Genomic DNA, 26789 nt, shown 5'->3' on the forward strand with positions numbered 1-26789 from the left:
GTATAAATAGTATAAATAGTATAAATAGTATAATGTTAATGCATTGTTGTTTCAAAAGGAAACTCTAATGATAATGCGCGTGCCAGCTCTGTCAAAGCATACAATTCGTTTTACTGTTGTTAGTATTTTTATTTTGGCAACGGTTATCACTGCCACAATTGCGATCAGTTTACAGTATTATTTTAGTCGAACAATGGCGACTGAATCCGCTAGCCAGCTCTTTTCATTAACCAGCAAAAAAACACAAGAACATTTGTTAGTGATTGATAAAAAAGCAGAAAATGTCACTCAAATGCTTGCTAAATTTGGTGATCTGCTCAATGGCCATGAGCTTAGTGATTCCGCAATCCCCATATTTTCGTCAATGTTGGATAGCAGTGATGTTTTTTATGCGGTGTATATTGGTTATGGTAATGGTGACTTATCTGAGGTTATCAATTTAGATGCTAGCCCGGTTATTCGGCAACAAATTAAAGCCTCATATAAAGACCGGTGGGTGGTGATTGATATTAAGGATACGGGAACGGGTAGAACTCGAACCATAAAGTATCTGGATGAAGTATTCAATGTTCGCGTGATCCGTGAAGAGCCTAGCGATTATCTGGCTACGGTTCGCCCCTGGTATAAAAACGCTCAATTAGATACTGTTTATAAAACGTCACCCTATATGTTTCAGAATCTACAAGCGCCAGGACAAACCTATTCAGCGAAAATACCCAATACGGATGCGGTATTAGCAATCGATATTGCGTTGTCTTCTCTAGACGAATACTTAATGGAACAAGGCTTAGGGCAAGAGGGTGAAATCGATAAGGAGATATATCTATTTCAAAAATCTGGTGAGATCATTTCAAGCAGTCAAAAGGACATTGAGGGTTCGCTACCGACTCCAGCACCCAATTTACCATTAAGCAGTAAACAGAGGCAGTTGATTGAGAGTACCCCAACATTAAATGTGTCGAATGAAACAGATTGGGGCCCGATTGATTTTTCAATTTCTGGACATCCAGAAGGCTATAGTATTGATGTCCTAACCTTAATTTCTGAAATGACGGGGCTAAGTTTTACATATACTAATGGTCATACTTGGTCAGAATTAGTTGACGGATTTGATAATCACAATATCGACATGCTTCAACCCGCTTTTAATAGTGAAATTAATCATCAAAGAGGTGTGTTATCAACACCATTTTTAACTTTACCCTTTGCCATTATTACTCAACCAAAGCACGCCAAAATTGGTCGTATTGAACAGTTGCAAGGAAAAGAGTTAGCCATAGTACAAGGGTGGTCAATTACTAAAACAATTAAAGAACATTTCCCGACCATCAATATTATCGAACTCCCATCTAGTCGGGATGTGTTAGAGGCTGTATCACAAGGAGAGGTTTATTCAGGGCTTGATAATGAAGTGATCCTTCGATATACCCAGCAACAGTACTTTATTGGTGATATCCAATATCACTCGACACCGAGCTTCTCTCCAGCCGATATTGATAGTGGGCTGCATTTTATATTAAAAGATGAACAAAATGAGTTGATGTCTATTATTAATCTCGCTATTGATAATATTACTCAAGAGCAACGAGATGAATTAAACAAAAAGTGGCTTACCGTTACGACTGAAAATGGCCAGGTAGAGAGTCCTGAAGGTGTGATTCCTTACGTAGAGCTACTTGATCTAGCAGAGCAAGAAGAGTTTTATGGGAAATTACTTCCAGTTCAAATCGATGGCATCGATCAGTTTGTTTTTTTGACACCAGTCAACAGTAATAAGAGCGATTTTTTGGCGATTGTCGTTCCCAGTGAAACTATTTTTTCGAGCAGTTTAGAAAAGGTTCACATATCAATAGTTATTACCAGTATCTGTTTATTGTTCATTTTTCCTATTAGTTGGTTTTTCTCCGGGCCCATTGTAAAGCCAATTAGATTGCTTGCGATTGAGAATGAAAAAATCAAACATCGTCAATATGAAGATGTGTCTCGCATAAATAGTAATATTGTAGAAATTGATGAACTCGCGGAGTCAATGGTAGAAATGTCAGATGCCATTAAACATCATGAGAAGACGCAGCAAAACCTCATGGACTCCTTTATCAAACTCATTGCCCAGACTATAGATGATAAATCGGCCTATACAGGAGGCCACTGCAACCGTGTACCAGAACTCGGCTTGATGCTAGCCAGTGCTGCTGAGCAGAGTAGCAGTGAAGCATTTAATGACTTCTCTTTTAAGAACGCGGATGAGTATCGCGAGTTTCAAATTGCGGCGTGGCTGCATGATTGTGGGAAAATAATTACCCCTGAACATATCGTTGATAAAGGCAGCAAACTTGAAGCCATTTATAACCGGATTCATGAAGTAAGAATGCGTTTTGAAGTACTATGGCGTGATACCGAGATAGAATTTTATCAAGCGCTTATCGAACAACCAGATAAAAAAGCGGAGCTACAGCAGCAATTATCGGAGCAGCAGTCTCAATTAACCCTAGACTATACTTTTGTGGCCAATGCTAATGTGGGGGGCGAGTTTATGGCGCAAGAGAAAATCGAACGATTGCAGCAGATTGGTCAACGAACTTGGCTTCGACATTTTGATGATACCCTTGGCTTGTCTCCTGTTGAGGAGTTGCATTTATCACAATTTACGAATCAGTCAAAAGCTGATGGCTCTGTGGAATTACCCGTTACTGAGCAAGTATTAACAGACAAACCTGAGCATAAAGTGGTTAGAGGAGTGAAAAAAGAGTTTGATGAAAAGTTAGGGATCAAGATGCAGCCTCCGGAGCACCAAGCAAATTTAGGAGAGATCTATAACTTATCCGTTGCTCGAGGCACGTTAACTGCAGAAGACAGGTATATCATTAATGAGCATATAGTGGGAACGATTAAGATGCTGGAGCAGTTACCTTTCCCGCCTGAACTGGCTAATGTACCAAAATTTGCTTCAACGCATCATGAAACGCTTATTGGGACAGGGTATCCAAGACAGTTGGATGCAACCGATCTCACAATACCTGAGCGCATCTTAGTCATTGCGGATATTTTTGAAGCTCTTACTGCGGCAGATCGTCCGTATAAAAAAGTGAAACCATTAAGTGTTGCTATTAATATCCTGCACAAATTTGCGCTTGACGAACACATAGATATTGATCTTTTTGAGCTGTTTTTAACCTCTGAAACGTATCTAGTCTATGCGAAGAAATTTATGAAACCAGAGCAGATAGATAAGGTAGATATTACTAAATTCCTTCGGGGCTAATTCGTTTCATCACTCTTATGATGGGGGTGTTATTTATCCCAATGCGGCATTTCCTGATCGAATTGTTGTTGAAGGAACTCAATAAACAGACGAGTTTTTGCAGGAACATGCTTGCGCTCAGTGAGCATGGCGTAAACCGCATGCTTTGGCAGCTTATAGTCGGGAAGCAGGACGAGCAGTTTTCCCTCTTTGAGTGCCTGACTAACTATAAAGGTCGGCATTTGGCAAATCCCTAGCCCTGCTAGTAGTCCTTCATACAGTGCCTCACTGTTATTCACAATGTAGTTTCCTTTCGGCACCACACTGACAAGCCCCTCTGGCCCTATAAAGCGCCACTCATTACCTGCTTGGAAATACGAGTAGTTGAGACAGTTATGTGTGGGAAGCTCACTTGGGTGGCGGGGTACGCCATGTTTTGCAAGGTATTCAGGTGATGCGCACAAGACACTGACACACGGTGCAACGTGTTTAGCAATCAGAGATGAGTCGGGAAGCTTTCCGATTCGTATCGCAATATCAAAACTGCCAGCAACCATATCAATCACTTTGTCATCCATCTCCATATCGACCTGTATTTGAGGATGGTTTAGCAAAAAGTGAGGAATAAGTGGTGCTAAGTGTATGCGCCCGAAAGCCATCGGAGCGTTAATTCTCAGTGTGCCTTGAGGCGTTTGTTGTAACGCAGTTATCGCATCTTCGCCTTCACTAGCAATGGTCAGCGCATGGCGGGCATAATCAAAATAGTGCTCACCTGCTTCAGTTAAACTCAAAGATCGTGTTGTTCGATGAAGAAGCTTAATGCCTAACTGACTTTCAAGTTGATTAATACGTTTACTAACTGCCGATTTAGTCACCCCTAGTGATGCCGCAGCTGCAGAAAAACTTCCGCACTCAACGACGGCGACAAACACGGGTATTGAAGTGAATATCTCCATATTGTCAACTTTATCTCAACATTGTAATTCTTATCTGAATATTATCACCAATATGAAAACAATATAAGCTTCGGTTCCTAACAATAGATAAGGAGCTGAATGTGAGCGTAAAGTATTTGAATACAGTCATGGCATTGATTGGAGGCGTCTTATTAGCGAGTATGATTCGCTTTAATAGTCAACTGGCTGAGTCGAGTTCACCGATTGTTGCCTCGTGGCTCGCACATGGGATAGGGGCGGTTATCGCGTTGTTGTTGCTGGTACTCACTAGCGTGTTTAGCAACAAACAGAGTGTGGAGAGTAATAAGAAGCCGACACTTGCACCAAAGTGGAGTTATTTAGGAGGCGTGCCGGGGGCGGTAGTGGTCATCATCGCAGCTATTACCGTGAACAGTGATATTGGGCTAGCGGGCACTTTAGTTCTTGGACTTATTGGTCAGGTTACCTTTGGTCTTATCTGTGATGCTTGGGGGTTATTGGGTGTTGAGAAGAATAAGATCACTGCTGTGCAGGTAAAAAAAGTGATACTTATCGTCGTGGGCAGTATGTTAATTATCTTTTTTAGGAGTCCATCATGATTTGGATGATCGTGTTAGCACTAGGGAACGGTCTGTTAATTGGCCTATGTCGCGCAATCAATGGTCGATTAAGCCACAGTAAAGGTGCTTTTTCAGCTTCATTTTATAATCATGCGGTGGGTGCTCTATTGCTCATCATTGTCATTACATTTTGTGGCTATTTTAATATCGCAGAGACCTTAACATGGAGCGATGTCCTAGAGGTTGAGTGGCAACAAGTTCCGATAATAAGATATTTAGGCGGAGTGATTGGTGCACTATATGTGGCGATTAACAGTTATGTCTTAACACGGATTGGAGCGCTGAAAACGGCACTATTAGTCATCAGTGGTCAAATGGTGAGCGGGGTGATGTTTGATGTTGTTGATCAGCCCTTAGTCGATACAGCTATACAGTTATGCGGAGTCTTTATGATCATTGTTGGGGTCTATAGTGGGCAAATACGTACAAAAGAAAGTTGAGTACTAATATGGCATTGCATTCACTTTGCAGATGGTTTAGTTTGGGGTTATGAATAAATTTAATGCTATCTCTCACCCATCATGTTGTTGCTGTAAATTCACATTTACGGCGGCTTTTACGTAGTTATTATTTAGCATACTCAATCAAAAAGATTCAAGGCCGTTGATGTTCGCATCCACGGCCTTTCTGTTTTTTATAAGGAAATACTATGTCTACTATACCTGTGCAGCTCTTTAATACCATGGAGCGCGTCAAAACTGAGTTTACCCCCATTGAGAAAAAGAGAGTGGGAATGTATGCGTGTGGGCCAACAGTCTATGGCTACGCTCATATCGGGAATCTAAGAACCTACCTGTTTGTGGATCTGCTCAAACGAGTGCTGACACTCAATGGCTACTCGGTGGATCATGTGATGAACATTACTGATGTTGGCCACTTAGTATCAGATGGAGACACAGGTGAAGACAAGATGGAGAAGGGGTCACGGGCAATGAACCAATCAGCGTGCGAAATTGCTACTTTTTTTGAACACGCTTTTTTTGAAGATATGGAGCGATTAAACATCAGCATGCCTTCCACTGTGTGTCGTGCCACCGACCATATTCAGGAACAAATAGACTTTATCCTTGATCTTGAAATCAAAGGGTTTACCTATAAAACGCACGATGGCATCTACTTTGATACTGAAAAGCAACCGGAATATGGTCAATTAGCGCGATTAGATAAAGCAGGTTTAGTGGCTGGAATACGTGTTGATATGGCCAATAAGAAAAACATCACCGATTTTGCATTGTGGAAATTCAGTGGTGAAGAAAAGCGGCAAATGGAGTGGCCAAGTCCTTGGGGAATCGGTTTCCCTGGATGGCACATTGAGTGTTCAGCCATGGCAGAGAAGTATTTGGGTGAGCAGTTTGATATTCATATTGGTGGAGAGGACCACATCCCAGTGCACCATACCAATGAAATTGCACAGTGTCAGGCCAAAAATGGTCATGTTCAAGCCAACTATTGGATGCATGGATATTTTTTAAATCTGAATAAAGAGAAGATTTCAAAGTCAGGAACCTCAATGCGTTTATCTTCGCTCATAGAGCAGGGCTATGATCCGATAGATTATCGTTACTTAACACTTACCAGCCATTACAGAAGTCAGTTGAGCTTTACATGGGAAGGATTAGCAGGAGCAAAGAAAGCGTTAAAACGATTGAGAGATAAGGTTACTGCTCTGCCCTTAGGTGGGAACATAGACAGTGATTTTCAAGCTCAGTTTATGAAGAAAATAAATAACGACTTGAATATGCCCCAAGCGCTTTCGTTGGTGTGGAAAGTATTGGAAAGTGCGATCAGTGATGCAGATAAACGGGCTACCATCCAATTTTTTGATACGGTGTTTGGCTGTGATGTTGATAAGGTACCTGAGGTTACCGTGCCAGCTGCCGTCTATGAAATGGCTGCGCAGAGAGTGGCATTAAAACAGGCAGGAGATTATCAACAAGCAGACCAATTACGAGATAAAGTACTCGCGATGGGGTACCAAATTAATGATACCCATGCTGAAGAGATTGTGATTACTCCTGTGTAGCGGTGTTTGCTTTTTGCAGGTATGACGCCATTTCACTCTTTGGAACCATGCCACCACCTGTTGCCCAGACGAGGTGAGTGGCCTGTTCAACCTTGTCGGTGAGTTGCATTCGTTCTAAATAGTCAGAGTTGCTTACTACATGGTACTGACCAGGCATTCCTGCTAAAGCGGAGGGCTCTAATGCGAGCTGTTCCGTTTGCTCAAGCAGACCAAGCAGTTGATACATATCCCTATCTTCTATGGTAAAGAAACCATCGATCATTCTCTCCATCGCTTTACCAACAAAACCACTGGCTCGACCAACCGCGAGTCCGTCGGCAGCAGTAACGTTATCAATGCCTAGGTCTTGCACTGAGATCTTATCGTGCAATCCAGTGTGTACCCCTAGCAACATACATGGAGAGTGAGTCGGTTCAGCGAAGATGCAGTGAACATGGTCACCGAATGCTTGTTTTAATCCAAAAGCTACCCCACCGGGGCCGCCGCCAACCCCGCAAGGTAGATAAACAAATAGTGGGTGATTGCCATCTACTACGATGTTCTGATCATCAAATTGCTGTTTGAGTCTCTCTCCGGCAACGGCATAACCGAGAAATAACGACGTCGAATTCTCGTCATCTACAAAATGGCAGTAGGGGTCGTTTTCAGCGTCAAGTCTCCCTTGTTCAACGGCAATACTGTAATCAGCGTTATACTCGACCACATTGACACCATGCTTACGCAGGCGATCTTTTTTCCATTGTCTAGCGTCTGCCGACATATGAACACTGACATTAAAACCTAAAGCTGCACTGACAATACCTATTGATAAGCCTAAGTTACCTGTAGAGCCAACGGCAATCTTATACTGGCTAAAGAAGTGACGAAAACCCTCTGAATCTAACACTTTATAGTCATCGTCTAGCTGTAATTTTCCAGCGTTTAATGCCAGATTTTCGGCATGCTGTAATACCTCATGGATACCACCTCTCGCTTTAATTGAACCAGAAATTGGAAGTAACGCATCGAGTTTAATCATTAACTTGCCAGGTAGAACTGTTTGATAACGGCTCTGCAGAGCGGCTTGCATCTCCGGTATATCGGTTACAGGTGATTCGATAATACCCTTGGTTTTTCTTGTATCCGGAAAGGTTTGGCAAAAGAAAGGGGCGAATCGCTGTAACCTATCACTGGCCGACTTAATGTCATTATGGGTAAGGCCGACATAAGGCAAAGCATCTTCATATGTTGTGATGTTAGGGTTAAACCAACTCACAGGTTCCAATTGAATTAATTGCTGAATAAGTGGAAATTGAGTAGTAAGCTGTTTGATATTATCTTGATACATGAGCTAGCCCTAGGGTGAATCATGATTATTATATGGTTGGAATTTAACACGGTATTAAAACGCAATCGAGAGGGAATATGGACGATCTACATTTTACATTTCGAGTGGTCTCCGGTGAGGTTACTATTTTTCACCACGATAAAAAAGCGACGGTGTTACGTGGACAAAAAGCCGCTGAATTTTGCCAAGAGGTCGAAGATGGGTCCTTTTCTGATGGCCAACAGCTAATGGCAAGGTTAACGGGAAACTATAAGCGAGGCAACGAACGACAAGCTAAGAATAGCCGGAAGTCGCGCTATAACTATTAAAAAAGCAATTTAATAGAAACTAACGGGTAGGTAGAAATCCAACCCAAATCGTTCATCCGGTTCAATGAAGTGATTCTTGTGATAATGAACATAGGCAGGAGTTGCTTTCATTTTGAGTCCCGATGTCGGTAACCACTTCTCTAGAATCAAACTCAATTGAGGCAGTAACTCACCATACTTCCCCGTAAGACGGAACACGGCGTGTGTCCCACCAGGAATAATCAATTGATTAATATGGCCTCTATTTTTTATTGGCGTATCTATGCTAATACAGGCTACGTATCGACACAAAGCTAGCTCTACGACCGCAGGGTTGGAGTGGTGCAAACCAAACTGCTGTGAGAAATCACGACCTTCACTTATGGCCCAACTTTGCAGTTCTGACCACGCATTTTTAATTGAACGACCGTAACCTTGATGGCGCACATAAGCCGCGTGTCTAGGGGCGACTTCAACAATTTTGGCCGTTGGAGGTTCCTGATGAGAGATTCGTTGATAGCTGGTGGCGATTTCATTGTCAGATAAATAGGGTTTATCACGGCTACTCATGTCACTGTGTCGCCATTGACCAGGAGACAGGGCAAAAAGTGTTTTAAATGCTCGACTGAATGAAGAGACGGAGTTGAACCCCGCACTATGGGCAATATCCATCACGGTGGCAGTACTATCAAACATCAATTGATTCGCTGCATATTCGAGACGTGTTCTTCGAATATATTGATGTATCGATTCGCCAACAACCTGTTTGAAGATTCGATGAAAGTGCTGTTCTGAATAGGCGGCACGTGTGGCCAACTCACTAGCAAGCAAATCACGGCTAATATCTTGATGAATATAAAACAATACATCGTTTATTCGAGAAAGTTGTTGAGATTTAGACATATAAAATAGCATAAATAGACAATATAGATAGCATAAATGGACATGCCGAAAGGGTCAATCAATAGTATTCTGTTAAAAATAATAAATATCAGGATAAACCATGGAAATTGCACAATCGCTACAACAGATACCTTCGTCGTATATACGAGAAATCCTTGCAGCGGCAAGCAGCGACAGTGTGATTTCATTAGCGGGTGGATTACCTGATCAAAGCACATTCCCAATTGGTTTGATGGAATCGACTCTAGCTAGCTTAAGTTCTATGCCTGAGGTGTTCCAATATGGCAGCACTGAAGGGTATGGACCACTTTTAGCTCACCTTAACGATCTATACCAGTTGCCGGATAACCATAAGGCAATGGTGTGTACAGGCTCCCAACAAGGCCTTGATTTGATCGCTCGAGCCTATATGGACCCTGGTGATAAAATCGTGATGGAAGCACCAAGCTATTTAGGTGCCATGCAAGTGTTTGGGTTAAGTCAGGCAAACATGCTTAGTGTGAGCCAAAATGATGAAGGGCCAGATACCGTCGCCTTAGAGCAGATTTTTAAACAGAATAAGATAAAGCTCTTTTATGCGGTGCCTGATTTTCACAACCCAACGGGCGTATGTTGGTCACTGGCGACTCGTCAAAAAGTGGCGGAGCTTTGTCAGCAATATGACGTCGCTCTGGTTGAGGATGCCCCATACCGAAAATTGAGGTTCACTGGCAGTGAGTTGCCAATGGTCTCAAGTTTTTGCCCCGACCATTCGATTGTATTGCGTTCATTTTCAAAAATAGCGTCGCCTGGACTACGCATTGGCGTTGTGACCGGTAAAGAGAGCTACATTCAACCTCTGGTGAAGGTGAAGCAAGGCGCAGATTTGCATTCAAGTATTCCAATGCAAGCACTGTTATTAGGGCTGTTAAAGCACCCAGATTTCGAACAACATTTAGATGGCATTCGAAAGTTGTATAAAAAGCGCTACCTTAAACTGGTGGATGAATTAACACAGTCATTGCCTGATAACTGTACGTTGAAGCCAGTTGAAGGAGGTATGTTCATTTGGCTTACTCTACCTAAGTGTGATGCATTTCAGCTAGCTAATGACCTGTTAGCGCAAGGGGTGGCTGTGGTGCCAAGTGATGTCTTTTACGCCAACCGCTCTGAAGTGAAACCAGCGTTACGGCTCAACTTTACTAACTCTTCGCTTGAAGAGATAGAACAAGCGGTAGCAGTGATCGCCAAACAATTGACAACGCTTTAGAGGCTGATGAGATCTTTATGTCTGTATTCACTGATGTTATTGCCGAGAATGATATCGATCATAAATTGAATCACTAGTTTCGTTCTAAGAAAAGAAAAAGTCTTATTTATGACACCAGTTCCATTTTGTCCTAATAAGCTCAGTTTAGATTGGTAATTCTAAAAATATGAGCCATAGTTAATATGTACGTTGAAACACAGAAGCGTACAAGTTAGATGAAAAGAAAGTAATAGAAAATGTATAAATGAAATGTGTAAAAATATGTAAAACGTAAGACGAATACGTATAGAAAAAAGTAAAATATAATCGCAAAACGTAAAAGGCAACATTGTAAAAAAACAATTTTTGTAGAGAGCTACATGGAGGGCGAATAGAAAATATGAGTCACATGAAAGAGCTACACCCTTGTTGAAACAAAAGAATTGGTTCTAATTATGGCCTCGAGCTTTAGATCACTTCGCATTGCCCACGTATGAGCAGAAAACAAGGTTTAACAATGTTCCAAAAGACAGTTTAGTTTACAAATACAAGCCGTGCTAAGATTAGCGCGGCTTTTTTATGTTTGTTGTTTTTTATCCCGTCTTGGTAGGTTATAGATGTCTGTTCACGTTCCAACGAATATTATTACTGGTTTTCTCGGTGTCGGTAAAACTACCACTATCATTCATTTACTGAAAAATAAGCCTGAAAATGAAAAGTGGGCCATTTTAGTCAATGAGTTTGGTGAGATAGGTATTGATGGTGCATTGCTTGAAAATCAAGGGGGACTGGTAAAAGAGGTTCCTGGAGGGTGTATGTGTTGCGTTGCGGGTTTGCCTATGTCTGTTGGCGTCAATGCTTTGCTTAGACAAAAACCTGATCGTTTGATTATCGAGCCCACAGGATTGGGGCACCCTAAAGAGATTATTGCTATTCTTACTTCAGAGCAATATGCCCCTTATGTTGATCTAAAAGCGACAGTAGCTCTACTTGATGCACGTAATCTATCCAATACAAAATACACGAATAATCATAACTTTAACGATCAATTAGCGGTAGCAGATATTGTTATTGCCAATAAAAGTGATCAATATGGGGTTCAGGATTCACTGGCATTCGAATCTTGGTCAAATGAGCAGCAGCCTCAAAAATTAGCTACTCAAATAGCGGTTAATGGTGACTTTGATTTAGGTCTTCTTGATGCTAAGCGAACTATGACAGTAGAGATTGATGCCCATACGCATCAGCACATCAGTCAGGATATTCCAGAGTTATCTCTGGCTCCAGGTGAGACGTTTTTACGTAAAGAGAACAAAGGACAAGGCTACTTTAGTTGCGGCTGGTTTTTCGGCGCTGAAACCGAGTTCGCTTTTGATGATCTATTTTCAGTATTTTCAGATTTAACGGCAGAGCGGATCAAAGCAGTCGTTAATACGGATAAAGGCTGCTTTGCCTTTAATGTGGCTAATCAAGTGGTTTCGGTGAATGAGCTTACGTTAAGTGGTTTTGAATCAAAAATTGAAGTAATTGATAGCCAATTAATGCCTTGGCAGCAACTTGAAGATGTATTGTTGACGATTATGAAACCATAAAGCACTAAAAAAGAGCACTTAATGTGCTCTTTTTTATGACGTTAGCAAAGAGAGATTAACGTTTGTTTTTAAGGTAACGTTTACGACGCATCTCTTTTTTCTGAATCTTCTCTTCCATTTTACGTGTGTTATCGAGCTCTACTTGGATAAGCTCTTCAGTGATCATCTCTGGCAGTTCGAGGGTAATATTGCCTAAGGTCCCATTTCTGAGTTCATTTATTAGGATCTCAGAGGCTTTGTGTAAATCAATACGTCCACCTGCTCTTAGGCAGCCACGATTTCGGCCTATCGCTTCCATGAGTTCTATATCGGTTTCTGGTAACTCATCAATTTTGTAACGCTCTTGCAAACGCTCTGGGTACACTTTGGCCAAATACTCAACGGTATAAAACGCCACTTCATCATACTCTATAGCGGTATCTTTCACTGCACCAGTCGCTGCTAGACGAAAACCACTGTGTGGGTTTTCCACTTTAGGCCATAAAATACCTGGGGTATCAGAAAGAACGATACCATTTTGCAGATTGATACGCTGTTGGCGTCTAGTGACCGCGGGTTGGTTACCAGTGATGGCAATCATGCGACCAGCAAGGCAGTTAATGATGGTGGATTTTCCAACGTTTGGAATACCCATGATCATGGTGCGAATGTTTTTACCCATGTCTTCACGATGCGGTGCTAATTTACGGCACAACTCAGTGATCTGGTTTACCTCAGCAACATTGGACGTGGTAATCGCCATCGCTTTCACACCTTGCTCTTTTTCAAGGTGTTTAATCCATAATTCAGTAAGTTCAGGATCAGCTAAATCACGCTTATTGAGTACCTTTACACAAGGCTTGTCTCCACGAATCGAAGAGATTAACGGGTTTTCGCTACTAAAAGGGATTCTCGCATCCAGCACTTCAATGATGACGTCGATTTTAGGCACAACCTCTTCAATCTCTTTACGAGCTTTGTGCATGTGACCAGGAAACCATTGAATTGACATAGGAGCGTACCAAAATAGAAAAAAACCATTCTAGTCATTAATCAACGGGAGTAAAGGTGATATCGGCACTTGTTAAGAATTAATTGCAATATGAAGTCATTTTACGCGGGATTCCAAGGAAAAAGCCCTGAAAAAATTCAACGCCCAATGCTTTCATTGCGTTTAACTGGTGCTGGGTTTCGATTCCTTCAACAATTATTTGAGCATTGACCTTTTTCGCGAGAAGGATGGCGTGTTCTAATTCAGACGGTTGACCGCTAATGAAATCAAGAAGAAGTCGTCGATCAATCTTAATGATATGCGGGACCAAATTTATGACACGTTGTAGGTTGGAAGATTTAGAACCAAAATCATCAATGGCAACACGAAACCCTAAGGCTTTGATTAGCATGACGGATTGAATCAATTTACTCTCCTCACAACTGTTTTCTATGATTTCGAAGACCAAGTCATCTGTACATAAGGTGGTTTGTTTAATTAATTGCGCACTGATCAGATTAAATTCAGAGAGTTGATCGTGACAATAGTTCGCGATTGAGGGTAGAAGATTCAAAAAAAGCTTAGTGGAATTGGGTTTATTCCGATAAAAATTTTTAATATGAATGATTCGAGCAAGACACTCAACATTCATAATGAACTCACTGTCATAGATAGTAGAATTGAAGAAATGGTCAGGGTCGATGGACATATTGTTGTGATCAGTAATGCGAAGTAGGGCTTCGAATCCAATGATGGAATGTTGGAAGTCAAAAATTGGTTGATAGAGACTCATCAAAGTAAAGCCATTATATTCGGCTATATACTCTTGGTGCTCATCGATGAACAGACAACGATTTATTTGCTCTTGGCTTGATAGCAGCATCTTAACTACTTACTCTCTTTGGCCACATAGAATGATTTCTAGTAGTGGATCAATCGTAACGGACATCACCATTTCTTTCTTTCTCGATTTTGATAATGACTCTAAAAAAAGCTTGTACATTAATAGGTTAATAGCTAGTTAACGAGGTTCATATTAACGTGAGATAAAGGTATCAAATTAGTAAGCAAATTTTGGCGTTATTGCTTTTGTTGCGTCATCTCTGAGATACATGCCATGTTATTGTTGAAGGAAAGTTCAGGTGTAAATAAACCATGATTTAGATCAATGAAAATAAAAGTCAGATCTCGCCTAATACCCACATATTGTGTTTGTTGAGTTAATTTGCCCGATATCTAGTGTTTTAGGTGACAGGGTAATAAAGGAGAAAGAGTGATGACTGAGGTACTGCTACCAATAATTATTAAGCGTGATGGTAATCGAGCATGTTTTGAAAGAGACAGGATTACCGCTGCAATAATGAGTGCTTCAGACAATGCGGATTCGCGCCTTAAAGCCTATGCAGAACTTGCGTCACACGCCGTTGAAGTCTCGTTAATTGGCCGTAAAGAGGTAGATATTCAAGAGATTCAAGTCTTGGTTGAAGATCAATTAATGCAGGGACCGTACAAAGAGCTCGCACGTTCATATATAGAATATCGCCATGATAGAGACATCACTCGTGACAAAAAAAGCATACTAAATCGTGAAATTAATGGATTGATTGAACAGAGTAATGCTGATCTACTTAATGAAAATGCAAATAAAGACAGTAAAGTGATTCCGACTCAGCGTGATCTATTGGCTGGCATTGTAGCGAAACACTACGCGAAACGTCATATTCTTCCTCGAGATATTGTGACAGCACATGAAGCGGGTGATATTCATTATCATGACCTCGACTATGCCCCATTTTTCCCAATGTTTAATTGTATGTTAATTGACCTTAAAGGGATGTTAACTAACGGTTTTAAAATGGGTAACGCAGAGATCGATAGCCCAAAGTCCATCTCTACAGCAACGGCAGTCACCGCGCAGATCATTGCCCAAGTGGCGAGTCATATCTATGGTGGCACTACCATCAACCGTATCGACGAAGTGTTAGCGCCGTATGTGATGATCAGTTTTGAAAAGTATCGCCAGCTTGCGGTTGAATGGGACATTAAAGACGCAGAGAAATTTGCGATTGATAGAACTGAAAAAGAGTGCCACGACGCATTTCAATCACTGGAATACGAAGTGAATACATTGCATACCGCAAATGGACAAACGCCATTTGTTACTTTTGGTTTTGGTCTAGGTACTTGTTGGGCATCAAAGTTAATTCAAGCTTCAATCTTAAATAATCGCATTGCAGGTTTAGGTAAAAATAGCAAAACAGCAGTATTCCCTAAATTGGTATTTGCCATAAAAGATGGTCTTAATCATAAAAAGTCTGATCCAAATTATGACATCAAAGCGTTGGCACTTGAGTGTGCGACCAAACGAATGTATCCAGACATTTTAAACTACGATCAGATTGTTAAGATTACAGGCTCCTTTAAGACTCCAATGGGGTGTCGTAGCTTCTTAGGGACGTTTGAACAAGATGGTGAGTTGATCCATGAAGGAAGAAACAACCTAGGTGTTGTGAGTCTTAACTTGCCGCGTATTGCTCTACAGTCTGAAGGAAACGAACAGACATTCTTTGAAATTCTAGAGCAGAGATTACAATTATGCCGTCGAGCATTAGAAACACGCATTAGTCGATTGGAAGGTGTTAAAGCCCGTGTTGCTCCCATTCTGTATATGGAAGGGGCGTGTGGTGTTCGTCTTAATGCAGATGACGATATTATTGACATCTTTAAAAATGGCCGAGCGTCAATTTCACTGGGTTATATTGGATTGCATGAAACGATACTGGCACTGTATGGCGACAACAAACATATGTTTGACAGTGAACAGTTACAAGAAAAAGCGTTGAACATCATTAAAACTCTTAAGTCGGCTGTTGATGATTGGACTGCTGAAACTGGCTATGGATTTAGCCTGTATGCCACTCCAAGCGAGAACTTGTGTAGTCGTTTCTGTCAGATAGATACTAAAGAGTTTGGTGTTATTGATGGTGTGACTGAAAAAGGGTACTACACCAATAGCTTCCACCTTGATGTACAAAAAGACGCTAATCCATACGACAAAATTGATTTTGAAATGCCATACCCCAAAATCTCAAGTGGTGGTTTTATCTGTTATGGTGAATTCCCGAATATGCAGCGCAATGTAGAGGCGCTAGAAGATGTTTGGGACTATAGCTACAGCAGAGTCCCATATTACGGAACAAATACGCCGATTGATGAGTGCTATGAGTGTGGCTTTACCGGTGAATTTAAGTGCACCAGTAAAGGGTTCACTTGTCCAAAATGTGGTAATCATGACTCTTCAAAAGTATCAGTGACCCGCCGTGTTTGTGGTTATTTAGGCAGCCCTGATGCAAGACCGTTTAACTTCGGAAAACAAGAAGAGGTGAAACGACGCGTGAAACATCTACCTGGATTTGGTGAGTAGTGAATTATCACATCTACCACTCTATTGATGTCGTAAACGGACCGGGTACGCGTTGTAGCCTGTTCGTTTCCGGCTGTGTGCACGAGTGTAAGGGCTGTTATAATAAGGCAACTTGGCGAGTAAACTCTGGTTTTGAGTTTACCCAAGAGTTAGAAGATAAGATCATTGCCGATCTGCAGGATACAAGAATTAAACGAAGAGGGTTGTCACTTTCAGGTGGAGACCCACTGCACCCGAAAAACGTCAGTGCAATCTTACGTTTGGTGAAACGAGTTCGAGAAGAGTGCCCAGGTAAAGATATTTGGTTATGGAGTGGGTACCTGCTGTCAGAGATGGATGAACACCAACTGCAAGTGATTAAATTGATCGATACCCTAGTGGATGGCAAATTCGAACAAGATAAATATGATCCTGCACTTAAGTGGCGAGGCAGCTCCAATCAGATTATTCATACTTTAACTGTCGAATAAAAAGGCATTGAAAAACGATACGAGCGCAGGTTCAAGAAATCCGGCGCTCTTTTTATGGATTAAAAATAATATTCTAAAGCCAGTTCGATCACATCATCGTTGCGATAGAGATAAACGGGGTCTGAATGGCTTTCAGACTCAAACCACCACGCGTCCACACGCCATTTCCATGAATTGTTAATTCGACTAGAGGCTTCAAGTTTACCTATTCGAGATTGGGAGTCATCGAGATCTTGCGTTATCCCGACCAACACTTCAGTTCCTGATTGATCGTTTAGCGCCAAACGAGTACCAATAAATAGGTCATTTTGTGATGGGGTCGGTGCTTGCTGATCGCGAGAGTCATACAGATACTCTGCGATCAATCCAACATCCCAGAAGCTCTCTAACGGACCAACCCAGGTATATTCAAAACCCGACGTCATCGCGGTGTGATTCTCTTCACTGTCACGATGAATCACCTCAAGCTTTAATAACCAGTCACCAATGATCCCTTGAGCATCTAGCCCGAGTTGTGTCATCTGTGCATAGTGAGGAACTAGCTGAGAACCACTTGGGGTTAAGTAAGGATCACGGTTAGTACCATTAAACACACTTAGACCTAGATCCCAGTCGTCATAACTTTGTGAATAGCGAGCCGCTAAATCGATATGATGTTCTTCGGCGGATGATTCATAGGTGGCGTTATCATCAATCACTAAGGGGGCACGAAAGCGACCGTCCTCTCCTGTGTAAGTCTGCTCTCTAAAATAGGGCAGTACGAATCCTTCGAGTATCCCCCACTCTTTGACTGCCGAGAGATGAACCATAGGTTGTCCGAGTTTCTCTTCACGGTCAATGGACTCAATGGTATCGGTTTGATTGATGACGTCGACTAAATGTTGAGACTCGGTCACCCCCCAATACACTTTGCCAATACCCGCTTGGATTTCATAATCGCCGATCAGTTGAAAATAGAGCAGCTCACGAATATCTGCATGAGTTCGGTTTTCATCTAAACTATCCAATCGGACAAAGGGTTTAAATGTAAAACTGGCATCACCATCCTGAAATTGCCAGTAAAGCTCAGGCTCAATAGTCAAAGAGCTTTGTTGATTCTCTTGTCCTTGCGCACCGGATTCAAAAAATTGACGATGCTCCACATTAACCTGCCCACGAAGATCGGTAGCACAAACCCACTGACTACCGAAAAATGCTATAAACGAGAACAGTACAAAAAACGCTTTCATGTTGATTTCCTACCTACATTTGATTAACGAAAAGCGCCATTAATGAGCTCTTTTCAGGCTTGATTTAGAAAAGTCTTTATCAGATAAGCCGGTTTGAAAGCGCAATTCATGGGTGGTTAGTGTCGTCATTTTTCCTGTTTGATGATTGGTCATGACTAATTGATGTGCACGCCAGTATTTTGATAAATAGTTCTCATAGTTAGACAGGGAAAGTGTCTTTAATAGACTGTTTTTTCGGTCATAAAATTCAACTTTATAGGGACGATACTCTTGATGATCAAGCCAAACAACTTGCTTGGTATACCCAGAGTACTTATCCGTTGGAACCTGTTCAAGCTTGAACATATCAACCCCATCAATGCTCTCATCACCTAGATAATTGAAACTATATTTTTCTATTTCAAATGAGCTTAAGTCTTCATACGCAAACTCGCTTCCCATGAAAGGCCCCGACTTATTACGAGACCCAATACGTTTAACGCGCTTTAACGCAGGCAGATAGATCCACTGGTCATCGGCTTTTGATGTGTGTGCGAAATTAAGAAAAGCGGTTCCTTTTACGTCAAAAGGTTCATCGAAAATAGTGAGTCCTTTGTCGCCATCGTTCTCGACTTCCAAGGTCTTAATCCGAATTTTTCGGCTGCTTGTCTCTCCTTGAGCATTGTTCAAAACCATGCTCATGTCGGCCACACTATCCTGCCATCCAATATCACGAGCTTTGCGTTCCTGGGCAATTTCCAAGCCTTTAGTGTTATCGGCGCCAGCAGTCGTCGTCAGTGTAGCCAGCAAGATTGTAGCGGCTATTTTTAAATGAGAATTCATAACTTATAGTCCTTAAATATCAGATTATTGTTGAATAACAATGGATGATTCATCGATGGTGGCATTGGCAGGTGTGACTTCTGGTGATTTATCGAAAATCATCAGCAGAGTAGGCAGCATGATAAAATCAACGATTAAAGCGATACCGATAATCAGTGCGCTGAGTTGTCCCATGTCTGAATTGAGTCTAAAGTCAGACAGTGATAAAACAGAGAAGCCGGCAATCAATACTACTGAAGTGATCCACAACGCCCTTCCTACCGTTGAAAAGGCATATCTAATGGCTTGTTCTGTACTATTACCAAGCTTGCGTGAGTATTGGTATTTACTTAAAAAGTGGACTGTATCATCCACCACGATACCTAGGGTTAGGGTGACAACAATGGAGAGACCCAAATTAATTTCTCCAGAAATCATGCCCCAGATACCAAAGCCAACTGCAGCAGGCACAAGGTTTGGAATTAAGCTGATTAAGCCTAAACGTACCGAGCGTAAAGCAAAGATCAATAATCCTGAGATGAGAACTAATGCAATTGGCAGTGTTTTTATCATACTGTCCATATTGCTCTCACCAATGTGGGCAAACATGAGTGTTGGACTGGACGCGAGTACCTGGTAATCAGGGATATTTTGAGCTATCCAGTGATTAATTCGATTTTCAAGATCAAGAAACTCATTACTGCCAAGGTTCTTAATGGTGAGTTGAAGTTTGACTGAAGATTTATCAATATTGATCTGGTTATTCAAGTCCAAACCATAAGGAAGTGACATTTCATAAAGCAGCAAGTATTGAGCTGCTAACTCTCTATCATCAGGCAGTAAGTATTGACTCGGGTCATCTCCGTGCATGTTTTTATTAAGGCGCTTAAATGTATCGGAAAGGCTTGAAATATGGTCGATTTCTGGTTGTTGGCGTAACCAATCAGTAAACTGACCTAAATCGGAAATAAACTCTGGACTATTAATGCCTTGAGATTGCCCCGTTTTCAGTACGACGCTTAGGGTTGACATGCCACTGATGTTCTCCTGCATAAAGTCAGCGGCTTGTCGGAATGAGTTGGAGGTATCAAAATATTTTACAGACTCATCATTGACTCGGTTCTGTGGAATAAATGCACTGATTGCAACGACCACGGCAATTGAGAGAGGTAATAAAACCTGACGTTTATTGATAATAAAATCGGCTAATTGTTCAAATTTAGTGGAACGGGTGCTCTGCGTTTCTACCTCAACCTTATATGGCAATATTTGCAAAAGAGCGGGTAGCAGAGTCACAGACAATACAAACGCAATCATAATACCTAATGCGGTTAAGTTACCTAAGTCCCTAAATACAGGGGAGTCAGAGGCATTAAGCATGATGAAACCAATGGCTGTAGTAACGGACGTAATCAGTATGGGAAGAAAATTGAGTTTGATGCTGTGAGTAATTGCTTCTGTTTTACTTAAGCCTTTCTGCATGGTTTGACGAAGAGTAGCAATGATATGCACACAATCAGCGACAGCCAATGTCATGACAAACGTTGGAACATTCACTGTTGCTGTATTTAAGAACAGACCGGACCAACCGGCAATTCCCATGGTTGCTAGAATACTAGCAATGAGTATTAATAGGGTTGAAGCAACAGCTATGAATGAGCGAAGCATTAAGCCTAAAAAGAGTAGAATGACAACTAACATGGTTGGTACTAACGATGCACTGTCATTTTGTGCTGATTCCATAAAGGCATTGTTAAGGGCGAGTAATCCCCCTTTATGGAAAGTGACATTTGGGTAGTCCTGCTGATATTTGGCCATCATTGCATTATTGTGAGCCATAATTTCAACCAGTTCAGCCATCTCATCAATACGAGGCATTTGTACGGTGATATTAACGACTGCAACGTGTCCATCTTCTGATACTAAAGCGTTAACTATGGTCGGTTCACTCAAAGCCACTTTTTTGATTTTTTCAATTCGCTCAGTAGTTAACGGATTCTCTTCAAGTGCTAGGTCTTCGACTAAAAGGTCATCGTCGATGGCTTCTGTGTGTTGATAGTTAGTAATAGAATCGACGCGATTTGAATAGGGAGTTTGCCAAGCATCAGCAGTAATTTGTTGAATGAGCTCTATACTCTGTTTACTAAACACATTGCCTGAATCAGGGGCGATAACAATGGAGATATTGTCAGATTTAGTGAAGGTGTTTTGAATTTCATCAAAGGCTTGAAGTTGTGGATTGGTACCATCAAAAAAGATGTTGTAATCCCCCCTAAAATAGAGGTTCTTTCCACCAATAGTTGCAGCGAACACCACACCAATCAAAAAGAGTATAACTAGTCTTGGTGATTGTGTAGGTAAGCTAAGTAAACGTTGTTTCATCACGAGCTCCATTGTGACGTTTCGTCATTAAAAGATAAAATAATAATATTTATCGACAAGCTTAATTGGTGAAGATTTATAAGAGGCTGTAATATAGTAACTTATTTAATCTTAAATCAGTTGTYGATAACTGTTATTTTGACGATTCGTCAAAGAGCGTGAAAAAATAACCCGATTTAACGGGTTAGTCTGTATCCTGATTTAGCGACCGACACTTTCCAGATAGCTAATTTCTTCAGGAAACAACTCATTTTCAGCTCTTTTCCAAGAGCGGTTATAGTCCCATTCTGATGAAGATGGTTTCCAATTAAGGCCATCTAACACAATGTTCACGTTAAGGAGCATCGAGTTGGCTTCATTTATACGATCAATACAGCGGCTGTTGGTGGCATTGTTTATTAATGCATTAGAGCCGAATGAAACCGCCCAGTTAGCAAAAACAATGGTATCGATACTTAACGCAGGAGATAAGGTAATGTCTCCTGCTTCGATGCCGCTTAAAAAGATCTTATCTGCCATTTCAATAATATTTTCCTCTAAACTGTTTAAAACCTCGTTCCTTTCAGGAGACGTCTTTTCAACAATCCAGCGAGTTTTGGCGGTGAGTACACACATAAAAAGAATAGGTTCAAGTCTTGAAAACGTACGATAAGCAACATGAAATGCCATCGCTCTTTCTCGGCTGCTGCCAACAAAAGTGAGCGCTTTATTGAACATCGTTTGCTGTTTTTTCATACCTAAAATACACAGCGCAGAAATGACATCTTCTTTGCTTGTGAAGTGATTGTACACAGTGCCTTTTGAATACGGACTTGCAGAAGCAATTTTTTCCATTGTCAGATTGGCAAACCCTTCAGCAGTAACAATATCCTTTGCTATCTGAAGTAACTCTTTTTCCCTATCTGAAATAGCTTGTTGCTTCTTACTTTTGAATGTCCTTTCAAAAAAACACGGCTTCTTGTCACCATTACAACTCGAACCAAACATATTTGCTACTCTTTATGCGTAACCATCAAAATCGATATTACCTTCCCCTAGCGTATTTTAACATGAAAAATAGTTCTATAAACACCAATTATTGACGAACCGTCAAACTTGACACTTCGTCATATTAATACATACATAGATAAGATCAAGGGTTTGGTGTGAAATATTTATTACATCAATGAATGGGCCGTAAAAATGAGTTATTTTGGTTACTTGATTTGGGCTACAGATCAGTTAAATGTATGAAAAATTGTAGTAAGTACAAAATATTTGAAGGGTATGATCAGAATATTGAAATGGTAAATCAACAAAATACGATTACTATAGGGTAAGTTAAATGTATTGAGGTGTCATGTGAACAGAAAGCTACAGTATTATGATATCGTTTCAAAAACATTTCATTGGCTATCGGCGTTAGCTATTTTTGGTCTATTTGGTCTAGGCTATTGGATGGTGGACCTTACCTATTATGATGAGTGGTATAAAACAGGACCAGATGTTCATCGCTCTATTGGTATTTGTTTGGCGTTGGTAACGTTTGCTCGAATGCTATGGAAATTGAAAGCGGTTCATCCGGAGGTTGAAGGTAAACCTTATGAGATTATTATCGCTAAATTAGTACATAGACTGTTTTATGTGCTGCTAACGGTACTCTTTATTTCTGGATATCTAATTACAACCGCAGATGGAAATTCGATCGAGGTTTTTAACTGGTTTTCAGTTCCGGGATTTGGATCGATGATAGAGAATCAAGAGGATATCGCAGGAGAGATTCATTACTACTTAGCATATACAGTTATCGGTCTGGCGGTGGTTCATGCATTGGCAGCGATTAAACATCACTTTATCGATAAAGATAAAACATTAATTAAAATGATTGGGGTTAACAAACAATGAAAAAATTATTATTAACGTTGGGTTTAAGTGCATCATTGTTGATGCCAACAATGGTCAATGCTGCAGATTATGTTATTGACTCTAAAGGGGCTCACGCTTCAGTAAATTTTAAAGTTAGCCATTTAGGATACAGTTTTATCAAAGGCCGGTTTAATAAATTTGACGGTAATTTCAGTTATGATCCTACAGATGTTTCAGCTTCTACAGTAACAGTGAATGTGGAAACAACTAGCTTGGACTCTAATCACGCTGAACGAGATAAGCACTTAAGAAGTGATGACTTTATTAATGCAAAAAAATTCTCTAAGGCTCAGTTCGTTAGTAACAAAGTCACTGATAACGGCGATGGAAAGATGGTTATTTCCGGTGATTTAACGTTACATGGTAAAACGATGCCTATCTCTATTGATGCGCAATTAATTGGTGAAGGAAAAGACCCTTGGGGCGGCTCTCGTGCTGGATTTACCGGTACGACAAGACTGGAATTGGCCGACTTTGGTATTAAAGTAATGGGCTCTTCAAGTTATGTTGACATGGAGTTGCATGTTGAAGGTATCAAAAAATAAAACATAATACTCGTAAGGGGCGACTTAATCAGTCGCCCTTTTTATTGCGGCAATCTTATATCGTTGTGTCTGGTGGCTCGATTTTAAGAGTTTGAGTTGGGAAAGCGACATCAGCATTGTGTTTATGAACAATGGCAAGAACGTTCAGTAGTACATCTTGTTTGACCTCGTGAAAAGTCACCCAGTCGACAGTCTTGGTAAAAGTATAGATAAAGAAATTCAAAGATGAAGGGCCAAATTTATCGAAGTTAACGATCAATGTTTGGGTTGCATCAAGATCTGAGTGAGAGCTCAGCATTACCTTAACATCAGCGATAATATCATTTATTACACTCGCATCTTCATAACGTATTCCGATGGTTTCGTTAATACGTCGATGTGACATTCTAGATGGGTTTTCTACAACGATATTACTAAACACAGAGTTAGGTATATATAGTGGACGCTTATCAAAAGTTCTGATAATTGTCATTCTCCAACCTATTCGTTCAACGGTGCCTTCAATGCTACGATCAGGTGAGCGAATCCAGTCACCTACTTTAAATGGGCGGTCAAAATAGATCATTAATCCGCCAAAGAAATTAGAGAGTAGATCTTTGGCTGCTAAACCGACGATTAGGCCACCCACACCACCAAAAGTAAGAAGCCCTGAGAGACTGAGCCCTACCGTTTGCATTACGGATAAAATACCAATAGTAATAAAAACTAATCGAGATATCTTTGCGATAGCATGAACCGTAGTTTCATCACGATTGCTATTGAGCAAAAGTTGGTTTTCGACATGAATGGTCAGTCGTATGGTCACCCATATGAAAGCGATGATAAGCAATATTTGTTGAAAAGTAGTAATCCAAACAACTGGAAAATTGGCTAAATTGGTCAATAAGATTTTGATCGAAATAGAGGCTGGCCATAACCAAATCAAGACACTCATTGGCGCTGAAATGGCATGAACCAAAGAGTTATCCCAGCTTACTTTGGTTTTACCAGCAATGGCGTGCAATCGACTTATAAGGACTTTCCAAACAAACCAACATAGTAAACTGAATCCCGTTAAGAGAAAAATATCATTGATCCAATCACTGCTTGGACCAGCTTGAAGAGTGTGCCACCAATTATAAAGGGTTTCCATTGACGTCCTACTTGATGAAAGAGATAAAATTATTTGGTATGTGTGTTGATGAGCTTCTGTAAATGTTTAACCGGTATCGCATAGGTGATGGCACTTGGATCTGTGAGGGCCGACTCTTTGCTGCCTTTTACGAAAACTTTGTTAATAATGGCGACAACTTCACCGGTTGCGGGGTGGTAAAGTGGGCTCCCACTATTACCCGGATAGGCTGTGGCATCAAGTTGATATATCTTGTATGGATCCCGTAGTTGTTTAAGTTGGGCAAGGGTTAACTCTTTACCGCTTCTGGCAGGGATAGCAATGGGTGTAATGCTCGACACGATTCCACGATGAGTCACCGGTGTTAACCCTAAGATTGCGCCAATTGGGAAACCGGTAAAGGCATACAGTTCCCCTTCACGGACACTCTTTTTAGAAACAGTTAAAGGTGTGAGTTTGTTATTGGTTAAGCGAAGGATTGCAAGGTCAGTGACTGCATTTTTAGTCACCACCTCTACGGGGTAACTATTCACTTTACTTCCATGTTGCTGAAATGCCATTAAAATTTCATTTTCATTCTTATTTAGGCTTTTGGGCACAACATGGGCATTAGTCGCTACGTACTTACCATTAGCCACAACAAATCCAGTACCAAGAATGACGGCTTTAGGTGTACGCAGTTTATTGTAGGTGCCAATAGCAACAATAGAGGGCTTAACTTTATCAATAGTGTCGGGTAACGCGGCGTATGATGATGAAGTGGAGAGAACTAACCCCATTAACGCTAGATATATTTTTAACACGATATTCATCCATGAGTGTGAGAACCACTCAATAGTAGCTGAAATATCAAGATATTACCAAATGAGTAACGGGGGTATTGAAATCAGAATAGGCAAGCAGACTGTGCATGCCTATTCAGAGTGTGATTATCGGTTATTGCGTCTGTATATCAGAATAGAGAAAAAGCTCATCATAAAGATTAGTAGGGTACTGGGTTCTGGAATACTCACCGTATTAAACTGCTTTGCACCTGCATAAGTAGCAGTGACGACAAGGTCGTCATAATCAGCATCATTAGAGCCATTGTCATTAAAAAGTAGGTAAATAGTTGATAGGTCAAGGTGATACATGTCATCTCCCTTAAATCCTACAAACCAACTGTTGCTAATTTCATTATTGTCACCGTTTTTAGTACGGTTAGATTGCGCACATTTGCCACTAGAACAGTTACTGCTAAAAGCAAAAGGGACCGCTTCACCAGAGTTATGTTGGTAGGTATGTTTTACTTTACCATCCTTCTTTTTATCGCCTTCACGAATGATGTTGCCGTGCTCAGAGAATATAAGGTTAGGGCCATTAGATGAATTAGTAGCAAAGTTATCGTTGTTAAAGTTTGAAGTCGGTTTTTTTAATCCAAACAGTGCATTATCAAAGCCTGATTCAGCATTGATAAAATTCCATAGCACCTTGTAGGATCCTAGGTCATTAGTATCGAAAAGCACATTTGCACCTAACCAGCCAAAAATTTTAGTTTCATCAACGACGTGACTGTCGAAGTTTGAAGCAACCGTACTGAACTGGGTGATCTCAGATTTATTACCTGGTTCAATAAATAGACCTGCTGAAACCAGTGTCGGGAGCAGGCTTAACATTGTTAATAGTGTTTTTGTCCAAGTACTCATATCAATATCCTTAAAGGCGTCTTAATTTATAAAAGCAAGAATTAGGCCATAATATAATTACATTAAATATCATAAACTTAATGGGAAGGCATGGATTCAATTATGAGATAG

Annotated in this window: 22 protein-coding genes and 2 pseudogenes; 12 read left to right on the forward strand and 12 right to left on the reverse strand. The window is 40.8% G+C overall.

Annotation, left to right across the window (positions count from 1 at the left end):
- The first annotated feature begins 67 nt into the window (after positions 1-67).
- Positions 68-3262: an HD domain-containing phosphohydrolase gene (locus tag L4C32_RS12705; RefSeq protein ID WP_428197252.1), complete on the forward strand. Its 3195-nt coding sequence runs from the start codon at positions 68-70 to the stop codon at positions 3260-3262.
- A gap of 29 nt (positions 3263-3291) precedes the next feature.
- Here the strand turns inward: L4C32_RS12705 and L4C32_RS12710 are convergent, their stop codons facing one another.
- Positions 3292-4197 carry a LysR family transcriptional regulator gene (locus tag L4C32_RS12710; protein ID WP_428197253.1) on the reverse strand — a complete coding sequence of 302 codons (906 nt, stop codon included), beginning with the start codon at positions 4195-4197 and terminating at the stop codon, positions 3292-3294.
- Positions 4198-4298: 101 nt separating this feature from the next.
- Between L4C32_RS12710 and L4C32_RS12715 the strand changes: the two genes are divergently transcribed.
- From L4C32_RS12715 to cysS, 3 genes are all read left to right on the forward strand, one after another.
- Positions 4299-4775 (forward strand): DMT family transporter, encoded by a 477-nt coding sequence (locus L4C32_RS12715; protein WP_428197254.1) that lies wholly within the window; start codon positions 4299-4301, stop codon positions 4773-4775.
- Positions 4772-5236 carry a DMT family transporter gene (locus L4C32_RS12720; RefSeq protein WP_428197255.1) on the forward strand — a complete coding sequence of 155 codons (465 nt, stop codon included), beginning with the start codon at positions 4772-4774 and terminating at the stop codon, positions 5234-5236. The genes L4C32_RS12715 and L4C32_RS12720 overlap by 4 nt, the downstream gene beginning before the upstream one ends.
- Before the next feature lie 209 nt (positions 5237-5445).
- Entirely contained in the window at positions 5446-6819 is a 1374-nt protein-coding gene (gene cysS / locus L4C32_RS12725; RefSeq protein WP_428197256.1) for a cysteine--tRNA ligase, read from the forward strand.
- Here cysS and dsdA read toward each other — a convergent pair.
- Positions 6806-8146 carry a D-serine ammonia-lyase gene (gene dsdA, locus L4C32_RS12730; RefSeq protein WP_428197257.1) on the reverse strand — a complete coding sequence of 447 codons (1341 nt, stop codon included), beginning with the start codon at positions 8144-8146 and terminating at the stop codon, positions 6806-6808. The two genes, cysS and dsdA, sit on opposite strands and share 14 nt — an antisense overlap.
- Before the next feature lie 77 nt (positions 8147-8223).
- Here dsdA and L4C32_RS12735 point away from each other — a divergent pair, with 77 nt between their 5' ends.
- Positions 8224-8454: a hypothetical protein gene (locus L4C32_RS12735; RefSeq protein ID WP_428197258.1), complete on the forward strand. Its 231-nt coding sequence runs from the start codon at positions 8224-8226 to the stop codon at positions 8452-8454.
- A 9-nt stretch (positions 8455-8463) separates the two neighbouring features.
- Here the strand turns inward: L4C32_RS12735 and L4C32_RS12740 are convergent, their stop codons facing one another.
- Positions 8464-9348 (reverse strand): AraC family transcriptional regulator, encoded by an 885-nt coding sequence (locus tag L4C32_RS12740; RefSeq protein ID WP_428197259.1) that lies wholly within the window; start codon positions 9346-9348, stop codon positions 8464-8466.
- A gap of 88 nt (positions 9349-9436) precedes the next feature.
- On the opposite strand from L4C32_RS12740, the gene L4C32_RS12745 reads away from it, so the two are divergent.
- The 3 genes and pseudogenes from L4C32_RS12745 to L4C32_RS12755 form a co-directional block, all read left to right on the forward strand.
- The gene (locus tag L4C32_RS12745) at positions 9437-10585 is read left to right on the forward strand and encodes an aminotransferase-like domain-containing protein (RefSeq protein WP_428197260.1); all 1149 of its coding nucleotides are present in this window, start codon (positions 9437-9439) and stop codon (positions 10583-10585) included.
- A 596-nt stretch (positions 10586-11181) separates the two neighbouring features.
- Positions 11182-11647: pseudogene (locus tag L4C32_RS12750) on the forward strand (CobW family GTP-binding protein); the annotation flags it as partial.
- A 143-nt stretch (positions 11648-11790) separates the two neighbouring features.
- Positions 11791-12156, forward strand: a pseudogene (locus L4C32_RS12755) (GTP-binding protein); the annotation flags it as partial.
- A gap of 55 nt (positions 12157-12211) precedes the next feature.
- On the opposite strand, the gene ylqF reads toward L4C32_RS12755, so the two are convergent.
- Both ylqF and L4C32_RS12765 read right to left on the reverse strand, forming a co-directional pair.
- On the reverse strand, positions 12212-13147 hold the full coding sequence (gene ylqF / locus L4C32_RS12760; RefSeq protein ID WP_428197261.1) for a ribosome biogenesis GTPase YlqF: 936 nt from the start codon (positions 13145-13147) through the stop codon (positions 12212-12214).
- A gap of 79 nt (positions 13148-13226) precedes the next feature.
- The gene (locus L4C32_RS12765) at positions 13227-14009 is read right to left on the reverse strand and encodes an EAL domain-containing protein (protein WP_428197262.1); all 783 of its coding nucleotides are present in this window, start codon (positions 14007-14009) and stop codon (positions 13227-13229) included.
- A gap of 405 nt (positions 14010-14414) precedes the next feature.
- On the opposite strand from L4C32_RS12765, the gene nrdD reads away from it, so the two are divergent.
- Both nrdD and nrdG read left to right on the forward strand, forming a co-directional pair.
- Positions 14415-16550, forward strand: a complete 2136-nt coding sequence (nrdD, locus tag L4C32_RS12770; RefSeq protein WP_428197289.1) for an anaerobic ribonucleoside-triphosphate reductase — start codon at positions 14415-14417, stop codon at positions 16548-16550.
- Entirely contained in the window at positions 16550-17020 is a 471-nt protein-coding gene (gene nrdG, locus L4C32_RS12775; RefSeq protein ID WP_428197263.1) for an anaerobic ribonucleoside-triphosphate reductase-activating protein, read from the forward strand. Before nrdD ends, nrdG begins: the two co-directional genes overlap by 1 nt.
- A gap of 59 nt (positions 17021-17079) precedes the next feature.
- Here the strand turns inward: nrdG and L4C32_RS12780 are convergent, their stop codons facing one another.
- From L4C32_RS12780 to L4C32_RS12795, 4 genes are all read right to left on the reverse strand, one after another.
- Positions 17080-18249 (reverse strand): hypothetical protein, encoded by a 1170-nt coding sequence (locus L4C32_RS12780; protein ID WP_428197264.1) that lies wholly within the window; start codon positions 18247-18249, stop codon positions 17080-17082.
- A 39-nt stretch (positions 18250-18288) separates the two neighbouring features.
- On the reverse strand, positions 18289-19071 hold the full coding sequence (locus L4C32_RS12785; RefSeq protein ID WP_428197265.1) for an outer membrane lipoprotein-sorting protein: 783 nt from the start codon (positions 19069-19071) through the stop codon (positions 18289-18291).
- 24 nt (positions 19072-19095) lie between these two features.
- Entirely contained in the window at positions 19096-21432 is a 2337-nt protein-coding gene (locus tag L4C32_RS12790; RefSeq protein ID WP_428197266.1) for an efflux RND transporter permease subunit, read from the reverse strand.
- 201 nt (positions 21433-21633) lie between these two features.
- Entirely contained in the window at positions 21634-22419 is a 786-nt protein-coding gene (locus L4C32_RS12795; RefSeq protein ID WP_428197267.1) for a TetR/AcrR family transcriptional regulator, read from the reverse strand.
- A 354-nt stretch (positions 22420-22773) separates the two neighbouring features.
- On the opposite strand from L4C32_RS12795, the gene L4C32_RS12800 reads away from it, so the two are divergent.
- Complete coding sequence (locus L4C32_RS12800; protein ID WP_428197268.1) at positions 22774-23316, forward strand: cytochrome b; 543 nt, start codon at positions 22774-22776, stop codon at positions 23314-23316.
- On the forward strand, positions 23313-23882 hold the full coding sequence (locus L4C32_RS12805) for a YceI family protein (RefSeq protein ID WP_428197269.1): 570 nt from the start codon (positions 23313-23315) through the stop codon (positions 23880-23882). Before L4C32_RS12800 ends, L4C32_RS12805 begins: the two co-directional genes overlap by 4 nt.
- Before the next feature lie 55 nt (positions 23883-23937).
- On the opposite strand, the gene L4C32_RS12810 is transcribed toward L4C32_RS12805, so the two are convergent.
- The 3 genes from L4C32_RS12810 to L4C32_RS12820 form a co-directional block, all read right to left on the reverse strand.
- A complete protein-coding gene (locus tag L4C32_RS12810; RefSeq protein WP_428197270.1) occupies positions 23938-25014 on the reverse strand; it encodes a mechanosensitive ion channel family protein in 1077 nt (358 codons plus the stop codon).
- A gap of 29 nt (positions 25015-25043) precedes the next feature.
- Positions 25044-25796 (reverse strand): S1 family peptidase, encoded by a 753-nt coding sequence (locus L4C32_RS12815; protein WP_428197271.1) that lies wholly within the window; start codon positions 25794-25796, stop codon positions 25044-25046.
- Positions 25797-25922: 126 nt separating this feature from the next.
- On the reverse strand, positions 25923-26678 hold the full coding sequence (locus tag L4C32_RS12820) for a hypothetical protein (protein ID WP_428197272.1): 756 nt from the start codon (positions 26676-26678) through the stop codon (positions 25923-25925).
- Positions 26679-26789 lie beyond the last annotated feature (111 nt).

The sequence above is a fragment of the Aliivibrio kagoshimensis genome (assembly GCF_050337105.1).
In the GTDB taxonomy this organism is placed as follows: Bacteria; Pseudomonadota; Gammaproteobacteria; order Enterobacterales; family Vibrionaceae; genus Aliivibrio_A; species Aliivibrio_A kagoshimensis.